Raw genomic sequence first — 17,541 nt, 5'->3', positions numbered from 1 at the left:
GAGCGCGCACGATCCCTCCACCGGTCCCCCTCCTCGCCGAGCGTGTCACCCGGACCCTCGGTTCACTGGCGCCATGGCCTCCCTCGGTTTTCACGCGTCCCACGAGCAGATCGCCCCGGGCCCTCTGCTGGGTGCCGCACGGCGTGCCCAGGAGGTGGGGTTCGACGCCGCGATGTGCTCCGACCACCTCGCGCCCTGGAGCGTGCGGCAGGGCGAGTCGGGGCACGCCTGGTCCTGGCTCGGCGCCGCGCTCGCCAGCACGGACCTGCCGTTCGGCGTCGTCACGGCGCCCGGCCAGCGCTACCACCCGGCGGTCGTCGCGCAGGCGGTCGCGACGCTCGGTGCGATGTTCCCGGGCCGGTTCTGGGCGGCGCTCGGCTCGGGCGAGGCCATGAACGAGCACGTCACGGGCGACCCGTGGCCCACCAAGGCCGAGCGGGACGCACGCTTGCGCGAGTGCGTGGACGTGATCCGCGCGCTGCTCGCGGGCGAGGAGGTCACGCACCACGGCCACGTCACCGTGGACCGTGCGCGCGTGTGGTCGCTGCCCGACGTCGTCCCGCGCCTCGTGGGCCCGGCCGTCACCCCGGCGACGGCGCGCCGGCACGCGGACTGGGCCGACGGTCTCGTGACCGTCAACCAGCCGGTCGAGTCGCTGCGCCGTGTCGTCGGCGAGTACCGCGACGCGGGCGGCCGGGGGCCGCTGGCCCTCCAGGTCCACGTCGCGTGGGGCGACGACGACGAGGCCGCCTTCGCCGTCGCGCACGACCAGTGGCGCTCCAACCTGCTGCCGCCGAGCGTGAGCTGGCACCTGGAGACGCCCGAGCAGTTCGACGCCGTCGCGGACCTCGTGCGTCCGGAGGAGGTGCGCGGGACGGTCCTCGTCGAGCACGACGCCGAGCGGTTCGCGGACCGCGTCGCCGAGCTCGCGGCGTGCGGGTTCGACGAGGTCTACCTGCACCACGTGGGGCAGGAGCAGGACGCGTTCCTCGACGCGGCGGGCGAGACGCTGCTGCCGCTCCTGCGGACGGCGACCACGACGACCGGCGGGGGTGCGGCGTGAGGATCAGCGACACGGGCGACCTCTGGTGGAAGAACGCGGTGGTCTACTGCCTGGACGTCGAGACGTTCATGGACTGGGACGACGACGGCGTGGGCGACCTCGCCGGGCTGGTGCAGCGCCTCGACCACCTCGCCGACCTCGGGGTCACGTGCCTGTGGCTCATGCCGTTCTACCCGACCGCCGACCGCGACGACGGGTACGACATCACCGACTTCCTCGCGGTCGACCCGCGGCTCGGCGACGTCGGGGACCTCGTCGAGCTGGTCCGGACGGCGCACGACCGCGGCATCCGCGTCATCGCCGACCTCGTGGTCAACCACACCTCCGACCGGCACCCGTGGTTCAAGGCCTCGCGCGCGAGCACGGACAACCCGTATCGCGACTTCTACGTGTGGCGCGCCGACGAGCCGCCGCCCACGACGGACCAGGTGATCTTCCCCGACCAGGAGGAGGGCATCTGGACGAAGGACGATCGCACGGGCGAGTGGTACCGCCACCGCTTCTACCGCCACATGCCGGACCTCAACACCGCCAACCCGAAGGTCCGGGACGCGATCGCGAAGACGATGGGCTACTGGATCCAGCTCGGCCTCTCGGGCTTCCGGGTCGACGCCGTCCCGTTCTTCCTCGGGGACGCGGCGGCGAACCCGTCGGACGAGATCGAGGACCCGCACGACTTCCTGCGCGCGCTGCGCTCGTTCCTCTCGCGCCGCGCGGGCGACTCGATCCTCATGGGCGAGGTCAACCTGCCGTTCGCGGAACAGCGCCTCTACTTCGGCGACGACGGGACGGGGGACGGGAGCGAGTCCGGACCGTCGAGCTCCGAGCTGACGCTCCAGTTCGACTTCAACGGCATGCAGGCGCTGTACCTGTCGCTCGCGCGGCACGACGCCGGTCCGCTCGCCGCGTCGCTCGCCGCGCGCCCCCCGATCCCCCACGACGCGCAGTGGGCGACGTTCGTGCGCAACCACGACGAGCTGACGCTCGACAAGCTCTCCGACGACGAGCGCCAGGAGGTCTTCGCCGCGTTCGGACCCGAGGAGGACATGCAGCTCTACGGGCGCGGCCTGCGCCGTCGGCTCCCGCCCATGCTGGGCGGCGACCCGCGCCGCGTCCGGATGGTGTACTCGCTGCTCTTCGCGCTCCCGGGGACGCCGGTCCTCTTCTACGGCGAGGAGATCGGCATGGGCGAGAACCTCGCCGCTGACGGACGGCTCGCCGTGCGGACCCCGATGCAGTGGACGTCGGAGCGCAACGGCGGCTTCTCGCGCGCCCCCGCGCGCCGGCTCGCGGGGCCCGTTCCCGGCGACGGCTACGCGCCCGAGCACGTCAACGTCGCGGACCAGCGGCGCGACCCGGACTCGCTGCTGACGTTCGTGCGCCTGCTCGCGCACCGCTACCGCGAGTGCCCCGAGCTGGGCTGGGGCGAGGTCGACGTGCTCGACCAGGCGGAGCCGTCCGTCCTCGCGCTGCGCAGCACGTGGCAGGAGGCGTCGATGGTCACCGTCCACAACCTGTCCGCGAACCCGGTCGTCGTCCGGCTCGCGCTCGGCGACCTGCCCGCGGAGGCGCGCCTCGTCGACCTGCTCGACGCGGACGACGTCGAGCCGGACCCCGACGGGACCGCCGAGGTCCGGCTCGACGGCTACGGCTACCGCTGGCTGCGCGTCACGCACCCGGGCACGCGCCGGCTCCTGTGATCCGGCGTCCGTTCAGCCGCACCCGGGAGCGCCGCGCGGACCGTCCTCAGTCGTCGTGGCTCGGCTCGTCCGGGCCGACCGGCCGGCCCGGCGACGACGGCCAGTCGGGCGGCGAGTCGGGGACCGGGTCGGACGGTCGCGGCTCGCCGGGGACCGGGTCCGCGTGGCTCGGGTCGCGCGGCGGCTCCGACGGGTCCGGGGGCGGTCCCGGGGACTTCGGCGGCTCGACGGTCGGCTCCGCGGGCCGCACGGGCTCGACCGGTCGGCCTGGGTCGGCGGGCCGGTCCGGGTCGGCGGGGCCGGGGCTGTTCGTGGTCATGGCTGCTCCTCCGCTGCTCGCGGCGCCCGGTCGGGCGTCCCTTCGACGCTAGGCAGGTGCGCGCCCGCTCGCTCGCCCCGGCGACCCTTCCTGCCCCCGCACGCCGCGGTGCGTTCCTGGCAAGACCCGGCGCGCGACGCGGACGGAGCACCGGCACCTCGGCCTTCGCCGGACAGCGCCCGTTCCGAGCGACGAGCGGTGTCACGGGTCAGCCCTCGTCGCTGACGCACCGTCTCCGCCCTGGAGCACGGCGGCCACGATCTCCTCGACCGTGGCGGTGTCCGGCGTCTCGCCGGCGAAGAGCAGGTGCCCGGTGCCGATAAGGGTGCGCGCGAGCATGTCGGGATCCAGGTGCGTGGCGGACGACCCGGAGGCCGTCTCGTCCCGGAGACGCTGTGCGAGGGCGACGGCCGCCTCGGTCAAGACCGGGATCCCGCGCGGGGTCGAGGACCGGAGGCGTGCGCGCAGGCCGTCTCGGGCGATCGTCAGGCGGACGAGCTCGAGCGTGACGGGCGTGAACACCACCTGGAGCGCACGGACCATGGTCGACGCCTGGTGCACCTCGGCGAGTCCGGCGAGGTCCGCCTCGACCCGCGCGACGTGCGTGCGCACGAGCTCGGCCAGGAAGTCGTCGAAGTCGTCGAAGTGCCGGTGCAGCACCCCTTTGGCGACGCCGGCCTCGTCGGTGACGGACCGGCTCGTCAGTCCGCCCGCGCCGTCGCGCACGAGGACGCGCTGCGCCGCTGCGAACAGCTGTGCCTGAGCGTCGCGCAGGGCCACTCCGGTCGGCATCCTTCTCCCGTCACGTCGACAGTGGGCATGTGCCCACTTAAAGTGGGCGCATGGTCACTCTATCGCCGTCGCCCGAACCCATGCCGCACCAGCAGCGCCGGATCGCCGAGTCCTTCGGGACCGACGCCACCCGGTACGACCGCACTCGACCTCACTATCCGCGGGCCCTCGCCGACGCCGTCCTCGACGGGCTCGACGGTCGACGCGTCCTCGACGTCGGCATCGGGACCGGGTTGTCCGCGCTGCCGTTCCGAGCGGCCGGGGCCGACGTCGTCGGTATCGAGGTCGACGAGCGGATGGCCGAGGTCGCGCGGTCCAAGGGGTTCGTCGTCGAGACCGCCAGGTTCGAGGAGTGGGACCCGGCGGGACGCACGTTCGACGCCGTGATCGCCGGGCAGACCTGGCACTGGGTGGACCCTGACACCGGTGCCCGGCAGGCGGCACGGGTCGTGCGCCCAGGCGGCCGCATCGCCCTGTTCTGGAACGCCGCCGAGCCCGAACCGGCGGTCGCGTCCGCCTTCGCCCGGGTCTACCGGGACGTCGACACGGGCCTGCCGTTCACTCCCTTCGCCACGTCGGCCACCACCGGACAGGACCGGTTCCTCGAACCGGCCGAGGCGGGGCTGCTGCGGACCGGCGACTTCGCCCCGCCCGAGCGGTTGCAGCTCGCCTGGACCGCCACGATCACCCGGCAAGCCTGGCTCGACCAGGTCCCCACCAACGGTGGACACCACCTCATCCCCGCCGACCAGCTCACCCTGCTGCTGAACGGGCTCGGCGCAGTCGTCGACGCGCACGGAGGAACCTTCACGATGCGGTACACCACCCACGCCACCGTGGCGCGGCGCCTCTGACGGAGACGCACCGACGAGCGCCGCCAGGCGATCGGGTCCTTACGCTGGGCACGTGACCTCGTTCGCCTCGGACAACTACTCCCCCGCCCATCCCGACGTCCTCGCCGCGCTCGCCGCGGCGAGCGCCGGGCACGAGATCTCGTACGGCGAGGACCCGTGGACGGCGCGCCTCCAGGACGCCGTGAGAGCCCGCTTCGGCCCGGACGCCACCGCGTACCCGGTGCTCACGGGGACGGGTGCGAACGTCGTGGCGCTCATGGCGATGCTGCCGCGCTGGGGCGCGGTCGTCGCGACCGAGCACGCGCACCTCAACACGGACGAGAACGGTGCGCCCGAGCGCGTCGGCGGGATCAAGGTGCTCGCGGTCCCGGCGTCGGACGGGAAGCTGACGCCCGACGCCGTGGAGCGGTTCGCGGGCGACCTCGGCGACCCGCACCGCGCGCAGCCGCTCGTCGTGTCCCTCACGCAGGCCACGGAGCTCGGCACGCTCTACACGCCCGCCGAGATCCGCGCGGTGGCCGACGCCGCGCACGCGCGCGGCATGCGCGTGCACCTCGACGGGTCGCGCCTCGCGAACGCCGCCGCCGCGCTCGACGTGCCGCTGCGCGCCCTCACGACCGACGCGGGTGTGGACGTGCTGTCGTTCGGCGGCACCAAGAACGGGCTCGCGCTCGGGGAGGCGGTCGTCGTGCTCGACCCGTCGGCCGTCGACGGCGTCGAGTTCGTGCGCAAGGCGACGATGCAGCTCGCGTCCAAGATGCGCTACGTCTCCGCGCAGCTCCTCGCGCTGTTCGAGCCGGTGGGCGACGCCGTCGCCGAGGTCGACGAGATCGCGGACGCGGACGAGCTCTGGCTGCGCAACGCACGGCACGCGAACGCGATGGCGGCGCGCCTGCGCGCGGGGCTCGCGGACGTCGTCGTCCCCGCCGCGCTCGGGCCGGACGACGCCGTGCGCGCCACCCCGACCGGCCTCGCCTTCACGCAGCCCACGCTCGTCAACGCGGTCTTCGCGACGCTCCCCCGCGCGGCCGTGGAGCGCCTGCGCGAGCGCCACCGCTTCTACGACTGGGGACCGGGCGAGACCGCCGACCGGGTCGAGGTCCGGTGGATGTGCGCGTGGGACACGACCCCGGACGACGTGGACGGGTTCGTCGCGGACGTGCGCAGCGTCCTCGCGCTCGCACGCTGACCGGGCGAGGATGGGCGCCATGACTCCCGAGGCCCTCCCCACCCCGGACGACCTCGTGCACCTGCGCCGCTGCGTCGAGCTCGCGCGCGAGGCGCTCGACGACGGCGACGAGCCGTTCGGCTCGCTCCTCGTCGACCGCGACGGAGCCGTGCGGTTCGAGGACCGCAACCGCGTGAAGGACGGCGACGCGACCCGGCACCCGGAGTTCGAGATCGCCCGCTGGGCCGCCGAGCACCTGACGCCCGAGGAGCGTCGCGACGCGACCGTCTACACGTCCGGCGAGCACTGCGCGATGTGCAGCGCGGCGCACGCCTGGGTCGGGCTCGGGCCGATCGTCTACGCGTCGAGCACGACGCAGCTCGTCGGCTGGCTCGACGAGTGGCGCGTGGCGCCCGGACCCGTGCGCCCGCTCGCGATCGGCGACGTCGCGCCGGGCGTGCCCGTGCGCGGCCCGGCCTACGAGCTCGCCCCCGAGATCCGGTCGCTGCACGCGCGCCTCCACGGCGTGTCGTGAACCTGTCAGCACGACGTCGCGCCCTGCCGCGACCTCGCGCTGACAGGTCGCGTCAGCCGTCCAGCGCGGCCGCCACCGTGCCCGCCACCTCCGGGAGCGCGAGGTAGCCCGCCGGGCTGCCGTCGGAGAACAGCACGGCTGCCGCGTGGTGGCCCGGCGCCGCGTTCGCGACGACGAGTTCCTCGATCGCGGGCCTCGGCGGGTCGAGCGGGAACGCCGCAGGTCCGAGGCCGTGGAGCGCGAGCGCGTCCCGGCGGTCGCGCGCCGCGACCCAGCGGCGCACCGGCGCGGGCACGCGCAGCGGGGCGCGCGCGGCGAGGACGTCGCGGATCGCCCGGATCGCGAGCGGGGAGCCCAGCGTGAGCAGCAGCGGCACGTCCCACCGCGCGGCGTCGGGGTGCTCGCGCAGCACCGAGTACGCGACGACCGACCCGAGCGAGTGCGCGACGACGACGGCCGGGCCGTCGGTCGGGATCGCGGCCGCGAGCGCGTCGTCGATCGTCCTGCGCACGGCGTCGTCGTGCAGGTACGCCCACACGTCGCGCGCGAGCAGCACGACGACGCCGCTGCTCAGGCCGGGCACGTACCGGTCGAGCGCGGACAGCAGCAGGTTCAGCCACTCCCCCGCACCGACCCCGGCGCCCTCGGGGCGCGCCGGCACGCCCGCTCCCGCTCCCCGCAGCACCTCCTCGACGACGGCCGCGACGAACGCGAGCTCGTCGCCGGGCAGGACATCCAGCGCGTGCACCGTCACCGGCGGCGGCTCCACGTCGCCCGCGACGAGCCCCGCGAGGGTGTCGCCGTAGAAGACGAACGACGTGTCGGCGTCGTGCAGCACGCGGCTCGATCCCGCCGCGCGCAGCCCCGCGTCCAGCACGGTGGTCCAGGTGCGGTCAAGGACGTCGGCGTCGAGGCCCTGGTTGTCGCGGCCGTGGACGAGCACGAGTCGGGTCACGCGCCCGAACCTACCGGCTGCCGGTGCCGCCCGGAGGGTCTACCGTCGCCCCAGAAGCGGGCCCCCGCCCCCGAGCCCCCGGAGGTACTCATGACCGACCCGACCCTGACCGAGCACAGCACGACCGCCGAGATCCACGTCGCGCGGCCGCCGCAGGTCGTGTGGGCCGAGCTGCTGCACCCGAGTGCCCGCTGGATGCTCGGCATGAACGTCGAGACCGACTTCCGGCCCGGCAGCCCCGTCACGTTCGAGGGGCACTACATGGGCCGCGAGTTCGCGGACTGGGGCACCGTCGTCGCGGTCGAGCGCCCGCGGCTGCTGCACTTCACGCACTTCTCCCCCACGATGGGCCTGCCCGACCTCCCCGAGAACTACCACGACATCGCCATCACGCTCGAGCCGGACGACTCCGGGACGCGCGTGCGCGTCGTCGAGCGCAACATCGAGACGGCCGAGCGCGCGGAGCGCGCGCACGCGCTGTGGACCAAGGCCCTCGCGACGCTCGCGGGCCACGACTGAGGTCAGGCGCCACTCGCGGCGACGACGACGGGTCGGTCACCCCGCGGGGTGACCGACCCGTCGCCCGTCGCGGTGGGCGACGGCGTCATGCCCGTCAGGCGGTCCGGAGGCGCCTCGTCACGGTGAGCAGCGCGGCCCCGCCGAGGACGAGCAGCGCGCCCAGGCCGACGAGCCCGCCCGTGGTCGCGCCGGTCACGGCGAGACCCCCGGTCGTGCTCGCCGTGTTGGTGAGCGTCACGTCCGCCACCTCGCCGACGGCGACCGTCAGCCGGGTGGTGCGCTCGCCGTCGACCGTGAAGGCCGGCGTGCCCCACCGGACGCCGTCGATGCTCGGCAGGTCCACCTCGCCGAGCGTCACGACGGTCCCCTCGGGGAGGTCCGCGGGGCCCGTGACGACCGTGCCGTCGGCGCGGACCGTGAGGCGCCCCGACGTCGGGCCGTCGTAGAGCGTCCCGCCCGGGACGTCGGCGGTCCAGGCGACCGTGAACGTGGTGTCGTCGGGCACCCGGCCCGCGGCGCTCCCGGTGACCACCTTGTGCACGGCGAACCCGCCGACGAGGTGCGCGTCGTTCGCGGTGTTGGTCAGGGTGACCGCGACCGCGGTGTCCGCGACGACCGTGACGGTCGCCGGGTCGACGGCCACGCCGTCCACCGTGAACGTCGGCGCGCCCCAGAGGACGCCCCGGACCTCCGGCAGCGGGGTGCGCTCGGTGAACGTCGCCTCGGTCCCTGCGGGCAGGTCCTGCGGCCCGGCGACCACGGTGCCGTCGGCGAGGACGGTGAGCGTGCCCTCCGTGGCGCCGTCGTACTCGACCCCGGCCGGGAGCACGGCGGTCCAGTCGACCTGGAACGCCGTGCCGGCCGGGACGAGGCTCGCGGCGTCGCCACCGACCTCCTTGTGCACGGTGAACCCGCCGGCCTGCGCGACCGCCGTGTTCGTCACCGTGACCGCCACCGGGGCGCCGGCGGCCCCGACCACGACCGTGGCCGGGTCGAACGACGGCGTGCCCCACGCGATACCGGGGACGGCGGGGAACGTCGGCTCGGCGAGCGTCACGGCGGAGCCGTACGGCAGCTCGGGCCCGTCGACGACCGTCCCGTCCGCGAGGACCGTGAGCGTGCCGCTCGTCGGGCCGTCGAACGCGACGCCGTCGGGTACGGTCGCCGACCAGGTCACGGTGAACGCCGTGTCCTCCGGGACCGCGCCGGCCGCGGCGCCGGTGAGCGCCTTGGCGACGGTGAACGTGCCGAGCACGGTGTCCGCGGTGTTCGTGACGGTCACCGCCACCGGCTCGCCGTCGTTCTCCGTGATCGTCAGCGCGCCCTCGGGGTCGAGGCTCGGCTCGCCCCACGCGACGCCCGGGACCTCCGGCAGCGGCGTCTGCTCCGCGAACGTCACGACCGTGCCCACGGGCAGGTCCGTCGGCCCGTCCACGACGGTCCCGTCCGCGAGCACCGTGAGGGTCCCGGACAGGTCGCCGTCGTACGTCACGCCGTCGGGCAGGACCACCGACCAGTCCACGAGGAACGCCGTGTCGCCCGGGACGACCCCGGCCGAGTCGCCGATCAGCGCCTTCTGCAGCGAGAACCCGCCGACGACGCTCGTCGCCGTGTTCGTCACGGTGACCGCCGTCGGGGTGTCACCGGTCTCGGTGATCGTCACCGACTCCGGCGAGATCGTCGGGGTGCCCCAGACGACGTCCGGCACGTTCGGCGGCGTCTGTTCCGCGAACGTCACGACCGTCCCCACGGGGAGGTCCTGCGGGCCGTCCACGACCGTCCCGTCCGCGCGCACCGTGACGGTGCCCGCCAGCGGGCCGGGGTAGGTGACGCCCGCGGGGAGCGTCGCTGACCAGTCCACGAGGAACGCCGTGTCGTCCGGCACGATCCCCGCCGCGTTCCCGGCCAGTTCCTTGGCCACCGAGAACCCGCCGACGACGCTCGTCGCCGTGTTCGTCACGGTCACCACGACCGGCTCGTCGGCCTCGGCGATCGTCACCGACTCCGGCGAGATCTCCGGCGTGCCCCACACCACGTTCGGCACCTCGGGCAGCGGCGTCTGCTCCGCGAACGTCACGACCGTCCCCACCGGCAGGTCGTCCGGGCCGTCGGTGACGGTCCCGTCCGCGAGCACCGTGAGGGTGCCGGTGAGCGGGCCGGGGTACGTCACGCCGTCGGGCAGGGTCGCCGTCCAGTCGACGAGGAACGCCGTGTCGTCCGGCACCACGCCGGCCGCGTTCCCCGCGAGCGCCTTGGCCACCCCGAACGACCCGGTCACCGCGTTCGCGGTGTTGGTCACCGTGACCGCGACGGGCTCGCCGTCGTTCTCCGTGACCGCGAGCTGCGCCGGGTCCACGGACACGGCGCCCCACGTGACGTCCGGGACCGTCGGCGGGGTGGCCTCGGTGAAGGTCACCGTGGTCCCGACCGGCAAGTCCTGCGGTCCGTCCACGACCGTGCCGTCCGCGAGGATCGTCAGCGTCCCGGTGAGGAACCCGTCGTACGTGACGTCCGGCGGGAGGGTCGCGACCCACGTCACGGAGAACTCCGTGTCGCCCGGCACGATCCCCGCGGCGTCACCGATGACGGACTTCTGCAGCGTGAAGCCGCCGACGACGCTCGTCGCCGTGTTCGTCACGGTGACCGTGGTGGGGGTGTCCCCGGTCTCCGTGATCGTCACGGACTCCGGGGAGATCTCCGGGGTCCCCCACACGACGTCCGGCACGTCGGGCAGCGGCATCTGCTCGGCGAACGTCACGACCGTCCCCACCGGCAGGTCCTGCGGGCCGTCCACGACGGTCCCGTCCGCGAGCACCGTGAGGGTCCCGGACAGGTCGCCCGCATACGTCACGCCGTCCGGCAGCGTCGCGGACCAGTCGACGAGGAATGCCGTGCCGTCCGGCACGACCCCCGCCGCGTTCCCGGCGAGCGCCTTGGCCACGGCGAACCCGCCGACGACGCTCGTCGCGGTGTTCGTCACCGTCACGAGGGTCGGCGTCTCGCCGGTCTCCGTGACGGTGACCGACTCCGGGGAGACGACCGGGTCGCCCCACACGACGTTCGGGACCCCGGGCAGCGGCGTCTGCTCCGCGAGCGTCACGACCGTCCCGACGGGGAGGTCCTGCGGGCCGTCCACGACGGTCCCGTCCGCGAGCACCGTCAGGGTCCCGGACAGGTCGCCCGCGTACGTCACGCCGTCCGGCAGCGTCGCGGACCAGCCGACCTGGAACTCCGTCCCGCCCGGCACGATGCCCGCCGCGTCGCCCGCGAGCGCCTTCTGCACGGCGAACCCGCCGACGACGCTCGTCGCCGTGTTGGTCACCGTCACGGCGACGGGCTGCCCGTCGTTCTCCACGATCGTCAGCTCGGCACCCGGCGCGAACGACGGCTCGCCCCAGACGACGCCCGGCACGGCGGGGAGCGGCGTCCGCTCCGCGAACGTCACGACCGTCCCGACGGGGAGGTCCTGCGGGCCGTCGACGACCGTCCCGTCGGCGAGCACCGTCAGCGTGCCGGACAGGTCGCCGTCGTAGGTCACGCCGCCCGGCAGGGTCACGGTCCAGTCGACGAGGAACGCCGTGTCGTCCGGCACGATCCCGGCCGCGTCGCCCACGACCGACTTCGCCAGCGAGAACCCGCCGACGACGCTCGTCGCCGTGTTCGTCACCGTCACCACGACCGGCTCGTCGCCCTCGGCGATCGTCACCGACTTCGGCGAGATCTCCGGCGTCCCCCACACCACGTTCGGCACCTCGGGCAGCGGCGTCTGCTCCGCGAACGTCACGACCGTGCCGACCGGCAGGTCCGCCGGACCGTCCGCGACGGTCCCGTTCGCGAGCACGCTCAGCGTGCCGGACGTGTCGCCGTCGTAGTCGACCCCGGCCGGGATCGTCGCGGTCCAGTCGACGAGGAACGCCGTGTCGTCCGGCACCGCGCCGGCCGCGTTCCCCGCGAGCGCCTTGGCCACCCCGAACGACCCGGTCACCGCGTTCGCGGTGTTCGTCACGGTCACCGCGGACGGCGCCCCACCGTTCTCGGCGACCGTCAGCGTCGCGGGGTCCACGGACACCGCGCCCCACGTGACGCCGTCGACCGCGGGAGGCGTCGCCTCGGTGAACGTCACCGTGGTGCCCACCGGCAGGTCCTGCGGGCCGTCCACGACGGTCCCGTCGGCCAGGATCGTCAGCGTCCCGGTGAGGAACCCGTCGTACGTCACGCCCGCAGGGAGCGTCGCCACCCAGGTCACGGAGAACGCGGTGTCGGCCGGCACGAGGCCCGCGGCGTTCCCGGTCACGTCCTTCTGCAGCGTGAAGCCACCGACGACGCTCGTCGCCGTGTTCGTCACGCTGAGCTCGACGCCCGTCGCGCCCTCGACGATCGTCACCTGGGCGCTCGGCGCGAACGTCGGCGTCCCCCAGACCACGTTCGGCACGTCGGGGAGCGGCGTCTGCTCGGCGAAGGTCACCACGGTGCCCACCGGGAGGTCGGCCGGACCGTCCACGACCGTCCCGTCCGCGAGCACCGTGAGGGTCCCGGACACGTCGCCGTCGTAGTCGATCCCGTCGGGGACCGCCGCGGTCCAGTCGACGAGGAACGCGGTCTCGTCCGGCACAGCTCCGGCGGCGTTCCCCGCGAGCGCCTTGTGGACCGTGAACCCGCCGACGACGCTCGTCGCCGTGTTCGTCACCGTCACCGCGACGGGTGCACCACCGTTCTCGGTGATCGTCAGCTCGGCGCCCGGCGCGTACGTCGGGGTGCCCCACACCACGTTCGGCACCTCGGGCAGCGGCGTCTGCTCCGCGAACGTCACGACCGTGCCCACGGGCAGGTCCTGCGGACCGTCCACGACGGTCCCGTCCGCCAGGACCGACAGCGTCCCGGACAGGTCGCCGTCGTAGGTCACGTCGTCGGGGAGCGTCGCCGTCCAGTCCACGAGGAACGCCGTGTCGCCCGGCACCGCGCCGGCCGCGTTCCCCGCGACCGACTTGGCGAGCGCGAAGCCGCCGTTCACGGTGCTCGCCGTGTTCGTCACGGTCACCGCGACGCCCGTCGCGCCCTCGACGATCGTCACCTCGGCTCCGGGGTCGAGTGCGGGCTCGCCCCACACGACGCCGTCGACCTCCGGGAGCGGAGTCTGCTCCGTGAACGTCACGACCGTCCCCACGGGGAGGTCCGCCGGGCCGGCCACGACCGTCCCGTCGGCGAGCACCGTCAGCGTCCCGGACAGGTCGCCGTCGTACGTCACGCCCTCGGGGAGGATCGCGCTCCAGCCCACGACGAACTCGGTGTCGTCCAGCACGAGGCCGGCGGCGTTCCCGGTCACGGCCTTGGCCACCGTGAACCCGCCGTCCACCGTCGATGCCGTGTTGGTGACCGTCACCGTGACGGGGTCGCCCCCGTTCTCCACGACGACGAGCGTCGACGTGGGCGCGAAGGACGGCACGCCCCAGACCACGCCGTCGACCGACGGCAGCGGGGCGCGCTCGGTGAACGTCACCGTGGTGCCCACGGGGAGGTCCTGCGGGCCGTCGACGACGGCCCCGCTCGCGAGCACGGTCACGGTCCCGGTCAGCGGGCCCCCGTACGTGACGCCGTCGGGCAGCACCGCCGACCAGTCGACGAGGAACGCGGTGGCACCGGGCACCAGCCCGGCCGCGTTCCCGGTCAGCGCCTTGGCGACCGAGAACCCGCCGTCCACCGTGGTCGCGGTGTTCGTCAGCGTCACGACGACCGGCGCGCCGGCGTTCTCGGTGATGGTGACTGTGGTCCCCGGGTCGTAGGACGGCGTGCCCCACACGACGCCGTCGATCTCCGGGAGCGGGGTCTGCTCGCTCAGTGTCACGACCGTCCCGACGGGCAGGTCGGTCGGGCCGTCCACGACCGTGCCGTCGGCGAGGACGGTGAGGGTGCCGGACGTGTCGCCGTCGTAGTCGACGCCGTCCGGGATGTCCGCGTTCCAGTCCACGAGGAACGCGGTGTCGCGGGGCACCAGCCCGGCGGCGTTGCCCGCGAGCGCCTTCGCGACGCCGAACGACCCGACGACCGCGTTCGCGGTGTTCGTCACCGTGACCGCGACGGGCTCGCCGTCGTTCTCGGTGACCGTGAGCTGGGCCGGGGTGAACGACGGCGGACCCCACACGACGTCGCCGACCTCGGGCAGCGGCGTCTGCTCGGCGAAGGTCACCACGGTGCCCACCGGGAGGTCCGCCGGGCCGTCCACCACGGTCCCGTCGGCCCGGACGGTCAGCGTGCCGGACAGGTCGCCGGCGTAGGCGACGTCCGGGGGCAGGACCGCGATCCAGGTGACCGTGAAGGTGGTGATGTCGGGCACGATCCCGGCCGCGTTCCCCTGGACGTCCTTCTGCAGCGTGAAGCCGCCCACGACGTTCGACGCCGTGTTCGTCACGGTCACGAGCGTCGGGGTGTCCCCGGTCTCCGTGACGGTCAGCGTGGCGGGGTCGAACGACGGGTCGCCCCAGACGACGTTCGGGATCGTCGGGAGCGTCGACTCGGAGAACGTCACGGTCGTCCCGACCGGGAGGTCCTGCGGTCCGTCCACGACCGTCCCGTCGGCCAGGACGGTCAGCGTCCCCGTGAGGAACCCGTCGTAGGTGACCCCCGAGGGCAGCGTCGCGACCCACGTCACCGAGAACGGCGTGCTCTCCGGCACGAGGCCCTCGGCGTCGCCGACGACGTCCTTGGCGACGGCGAACCCGCCCACGGTGCTGGTCGCGGTGTTCGTCACCGTGACCGCGACGGGGGCGCCGTCGTTCTCGGTGACGGTCACCTGGGCGCCCGGGTCGAACGACGGGTCTCCCCAGACGACGTTCGGCACCTCGGGCAGCGGGGTCTGCTCGGTGAGCGTGACGACCGTGCCGACCGGCAGGTCCTGCGGCCCGTCGACGACCGTCCCGTCCGCGAGCACGGTCAGCGTCCCGGACAGGTCGCCGTCGTAGGTGACACCCGTCGGCAGCACGGCCGACCAGTCGACGAGGAACTCGGTGTCGTCCGGCACGGCGCCGGCCGCGTTCCCTGCGAGCGCCTTGCTCAGCGAGAACCCGCCGACGACGGACGTCGCGACGTTCGTGACCGTCACCGCGACGGGCTGCCCGCCGTTCTCGCTCACGACGAGCGACTCGGGCGAGATGATCGGGTCGCCCCACTGGACCCCGTCGACCTCGGGCAGCGGCGTCTGCTCGGCGAACATTACGACCGTCCCGACCGGGAGGTCCTGCGGGCCGTCCACCACGGTCCCGTTCGCGAGCACGGTCAGCGTGCCGGCGAGAGGACCGCCATAGGTGACCCCGGTCGGCAGCGTCGCCGCCCAGTCCACGAGGAACTCCGTCCCGCCCGGCACGGCGCCCGCCGCGTTGCCCAGGAGAGCCTTCTGGAGCGTGAACCCGCCGTTCACGGTGCTCGCGGTGTTCGTCACCTGGACGATGGCGGGCTGCCCCTGCCCGACGGTGAGCTCGGCAGGGCTGATGGACGGCGTGCCCCACACGACGCCGTCGATCGCCGGCGGCGCGACCTCCGTGAACGTGACGACCGTCCCGACGGGGAGGTCGTCCGGACCCGCGTAGGGCTCGCCGTTCCAGAAGAACTCGCCCTCGCCCGTGGTCGGTCCCCCGTAGTCGACACCGTCGGGGATGTCGGCTGTCCACGTCACCGTGAACGCCGTGCCGTCCGGGACGAGCCCCGCGGCGTCGCCGTCCACGATCTTCACCACCGTGAACCCGCCGACCTGCGTGGTCGCCGTGTTCGTCACCGTGACGAGCGTGTTCTGCCCCTCACCGACCGTCACGGTCGAGGGCTCGACGACGGGCGTCCCCCAGACGACGCCGTCGACCGGGTCCGGGGTCACCTCCATGAACGTCACGGTCGTGCCGACCGGCAGGTCCTGCGGGCCGTCGACGACCGCGCCGTCCGCGAGCACGGTGAGCGTGCCCGTCAGGTCGCCGTCGTACGTCGCCCCCTCGGGGAGCGTCGCCGCCCAGTCGACCTGGTACTCCGTCGCGGGGTCGACGGCGCCCGCCGCGTTGCCCTGGAGCGGCGCCTTCTGCACCGAGAACCCGCCGGCGGGTGCGCCGACGTTCGCCGTGTTGACGACGGACACGCTCGCCATCGTGCCGTCCGCGGGGACGGTGAACTCGGCCGGGAAGCCCAGCTCGTTCCCGTTGACCCGGAACACCGGCGACCCCCACGAGACGCCGTCGACCTCCGGCAGGGTCGGCTCCGAGACCGTCACGACGGTCCCGACGGGGAGGTCCGGGCCCGGGACGAGGTTGCCGTTGAGCGGGACCTCGAGGTCACCCTCGCCGGTCTCGCTGTCCGGTGCCGGCGTGACGTAGGAGTAGTGGACGGTGAACACCGTCCCGGCCGGGACGTCCGCCGCGGCGGCGCCCGTCACCGTCTTCTGCACGACGAAGCTGGAGGTCGGGACGCAGTTGAACGGCCCCGGACCGATCCACGGGTAGTTGTGGATCTCCAGGCCGCTCTGCGAGCCCTCGCCGCCGAACGTGAGGTCGCCGCCGACGTACACCCGCCCGTTCATGTGGTTGTACAGCTGGACGTCCGCCGCCGGTGCCATGACCGACCCCATGAACTGCGCCGCCCCGGCCGGGCCGAGCTGGACCGCATCGGCGTCGACGAAGTTCCACATGATCCGCGAGGCCCAGTTGCCGAAGTCCGGGCTCCCGAAGTCGTCGAACCGGACGTTGTTCGCGGCGAAGTAGTTGGGCTGGAAGTCGACCGGGCCGCCCACCACGTTGATGACGATCGGGGAGCCGTCGGCGAACCCGTCGAAGTTGAGCGTGTTCACGCCGTTGAGCACCGCGGCGTCCACCGTGAACACGTGCAGGTCGGTGCTCGTCGAGCCGTCGAAGGTCGCGATGTTGCCCGCCACCGCGGCGGGTGTCCCGGTCAGACCGGCGAACGCCATCGATGCCTGGGAGACCTGGTCCCCGAAGTCACCGAACGGCGTGAGCGCGGTCGCCGCGCCGAGGTTCGGCCGCAGCTCCCCGCCGTTCGTGTCCACCGTCCCTGCACCGGTCTTCGCCGCGCCGACCTGGACGTCACCGCCACCCTGGCCCGAGTAGCCGGCCCCCACGATGACGTTCGTCGGTGCGACCACGTCGAGGGTGCCACCCACGTGGAGCATGACCGTGCCGGGGTCCGGTGCGATCTGCGAACCCGCCCCGACCGTGCCGACGTTGAACGAGTTCCCGCTGAGAGTCCGGTTGAACGTCGCATTCCCGCCGACGACCAGCACGCCCTCGGCCTCCGAGGCCGACCCCGTGGCGAGGAAGTTCCCCCCGGCGTACACCGAGACGTTGTTGTCCGTGAACTTCGGGGGCAGGTTCCCGATTCCGGGGAACTGGCCCGGGTCGGGGCACTGCCCGACCGCGGCGAACGAGGGTGCGGCCTGGGGCCCGGTGACGAGCACGACGGCCCCGGCGAGCGCGAGCGTCGCGGCGGTGACGGCGGCGACGACGCGGCGCAGGGGGTCGAGCGTGCGGGGGCGGGAACCTCGGGTCATGCGTGCTCCTGGTCAGGCCGGCGACGGCGCCCCGGGTCGCGGCGCCCTCCTCTGTCTCTGAGACATCGCTGCTCTTCCCCCATGACGCATTCTGCGCTGTG

Annotated in this window: 10 protein-coding genes; 6 read left to right on the top strand and 4 right to left on the bottom strand. The window is 73.9% G+C overall.

Annotated elements, in window-relative coordinates; all coding sequences use genetic code 11:
* Positions 1 to 73 precede the first annotated feature (73 nt).
* Together ABWU78_RS06740 and ABWU78_RS06735 are read left to right on the top strand one after the other, a co-directional pair.
* The gene (locus tag ABWU78_RS06740; RefSeq protein ID WP_439157921.1) at positions 74 to 1,063 is read left to right on the top strand and encodes a TIGR03885 family FMN-dependent LLM class oxidoreductase; all 990 of its coding nucleotides are present in this window, start codon (positions 74 to 76) and stop codon (positions 1,061 to 1,063) included.
* A complete protein-coding gene (locus ABWU78_RS06735; RefSeq protein ID WP_439157920.1) occupies positions 1,060 to 2,763 on the top strand; it encodes an alpha-amylase family protein in 1,704 nt (567 codons plus the stop codon). Before ABWU78_RS06740 ends, ABWU78_RS06735 begins: the two co-directional genes overlap by 4 nt.
* A 46-nt stretch (positions 2,764 to 2,809) precedes the next feature.
* On the opposite strand, the gene ABWU78_RS06730 is transcribed toward ABWU78_RS06735, so the two are convergent.
* A complete protein-coding gene (locus tag ABWU78_RS06730; protein WP_353708159.1) occupies positions 2,810 to 3,082 on the bottom strand; it encodes a hypothetical protein in 273 nt (90 codons plus the stop codon).
* A 201-nt stretch (positions 3,083 to 3,283) separates the two neighbouring features.
* The gene (locus ABWU78_RS06725; RefSeq protein ID WP_353708158.1) at positions 3,284 to 3,874 is read right to left on the bottom strand and encodes a TetR/AcrR family transcriptional regulator; all 591 of its coding nucleotides are present in this window, start codon (positions 3,872 to 3,874) and stop codon (positions 3,284 to 3,286) included.
* Between the two features lie 50 nt (positions 3,875 to 3,924).
* Here ABWU78_RS06725 and ABWU78_RS06720 point away from each other — a divergent pair, with 50 nt between their 5' ends.
* Genes ABWU78_RS06720 through ABWU78_RS06710 form a run of 3 tightly spaced genes read left to right on the top strand, consistent with a single transcriptional unit; the run spans position 3,925 to position 6,431 of the window.
* Positions 3,925 to 4,728, top strand: coding sequence for a class I SAM-dependent methyltransferase (locus tag ABWU78_RS06720; RefSeq protein WP_439157919.1), 804 nt, complete (start codon positions 3,925 to 3,927; stop codon positions 4,726 to 4,728).
* Between the two features lie 52 nt (positions 4,729 to 4,780).
* Positions 4,781 to 5,917, top strand: coding sequence for a threonine aldolase family protein (locus ABWU78_RS06715; RefSeq protein WP_439157918.1), 1,137 nt, complete (start codon positions 4,781 to 4,783; stop codon positions 5,915 to 5,917).
* 19 nt (positions 5,918 to 5,936) lie between these two features.
* Positions 5,937 to 6,431: a nucleoside deaminase gene (locus tag ABWU78_RS06710; RefSeq protein WP_439157917.1), complete on the top strand. Its 495-nt coding sequence runs from the start codon at positions 5,937 to 5,939 to the stop codon at positions 6,429 to 6,431.
* A gap of 52 nt (positions 6,432 to 6,483) precedes the next feature.
* Here ABWU78_RS06710 and ABWU78_RS06705 read toward each other — a convergent pair whose 3' ends face one another.
* Positions 6,484 to 7,386: a hypothetical protein gene (locus tag ABWU78_RS06705; RefSeq protein WP_439157916.1), complete on the bottom strand. Its 903-nt coding sequence runs from the start codon at positions 7,384 to 7,386 to the stop codon at positions 6,484 to 6,486.
* A 90-nt stretch (positions 7,387 to 7,476) separates the two neighbouring features.
* Here ABWU78_RS06705 and ABWU78_RS06700 point away from each other — a divergent pair, with 90 nt between their 5' ends.
* A complete protein-coding gene (locus ABWU78_RS06700; RefSeq protein ID WP_439157915.1) occupies positions 7,477 to 7,905 on the top strand; it encodes an SRPBCC family protein in 429 nt (142 codons plus the stop codon).
* 94 nt (positions 7,906 to 7,999) lie between these two features.
* Here the strand turns inward: ABWU78_RS06700 and ABWU78_RS06695 are convergent, their stop codons facing one another.
* Positions 8,000 to 17,440 carry a DUF5979 domain-containing protein gene (locus ABWU78_RS06695; protein WP_439157914.1) on the bottom strand — a complete coding sequence of 3,147 codons (9,441 nt, stop codon included), beginning with the start codon at positions 17,438 to 17,440 and terminating at the stop codon, positions 8,000 to 8,002.
* Positions 17,441 to 17,541 lie beyond the last annotated feature (101 nt).

The organism is Cellulosimicrobium sp. CpK407 (assembly GCF_051844275.1).
In the GTDB taxonomy this organism is placed as follows: domain Bacteria; phylum Actinomycetota; class Actinomycetes; order Actinomycetales; family Cellulomonadaceae; genus Cellulosimicrobium; species Cellulosimicrobium cellulans_G.
Note: the sequence above shows the minus strand (reverse complement) of the source record. Positions and strands in the feature narration are given on the sequence as shown.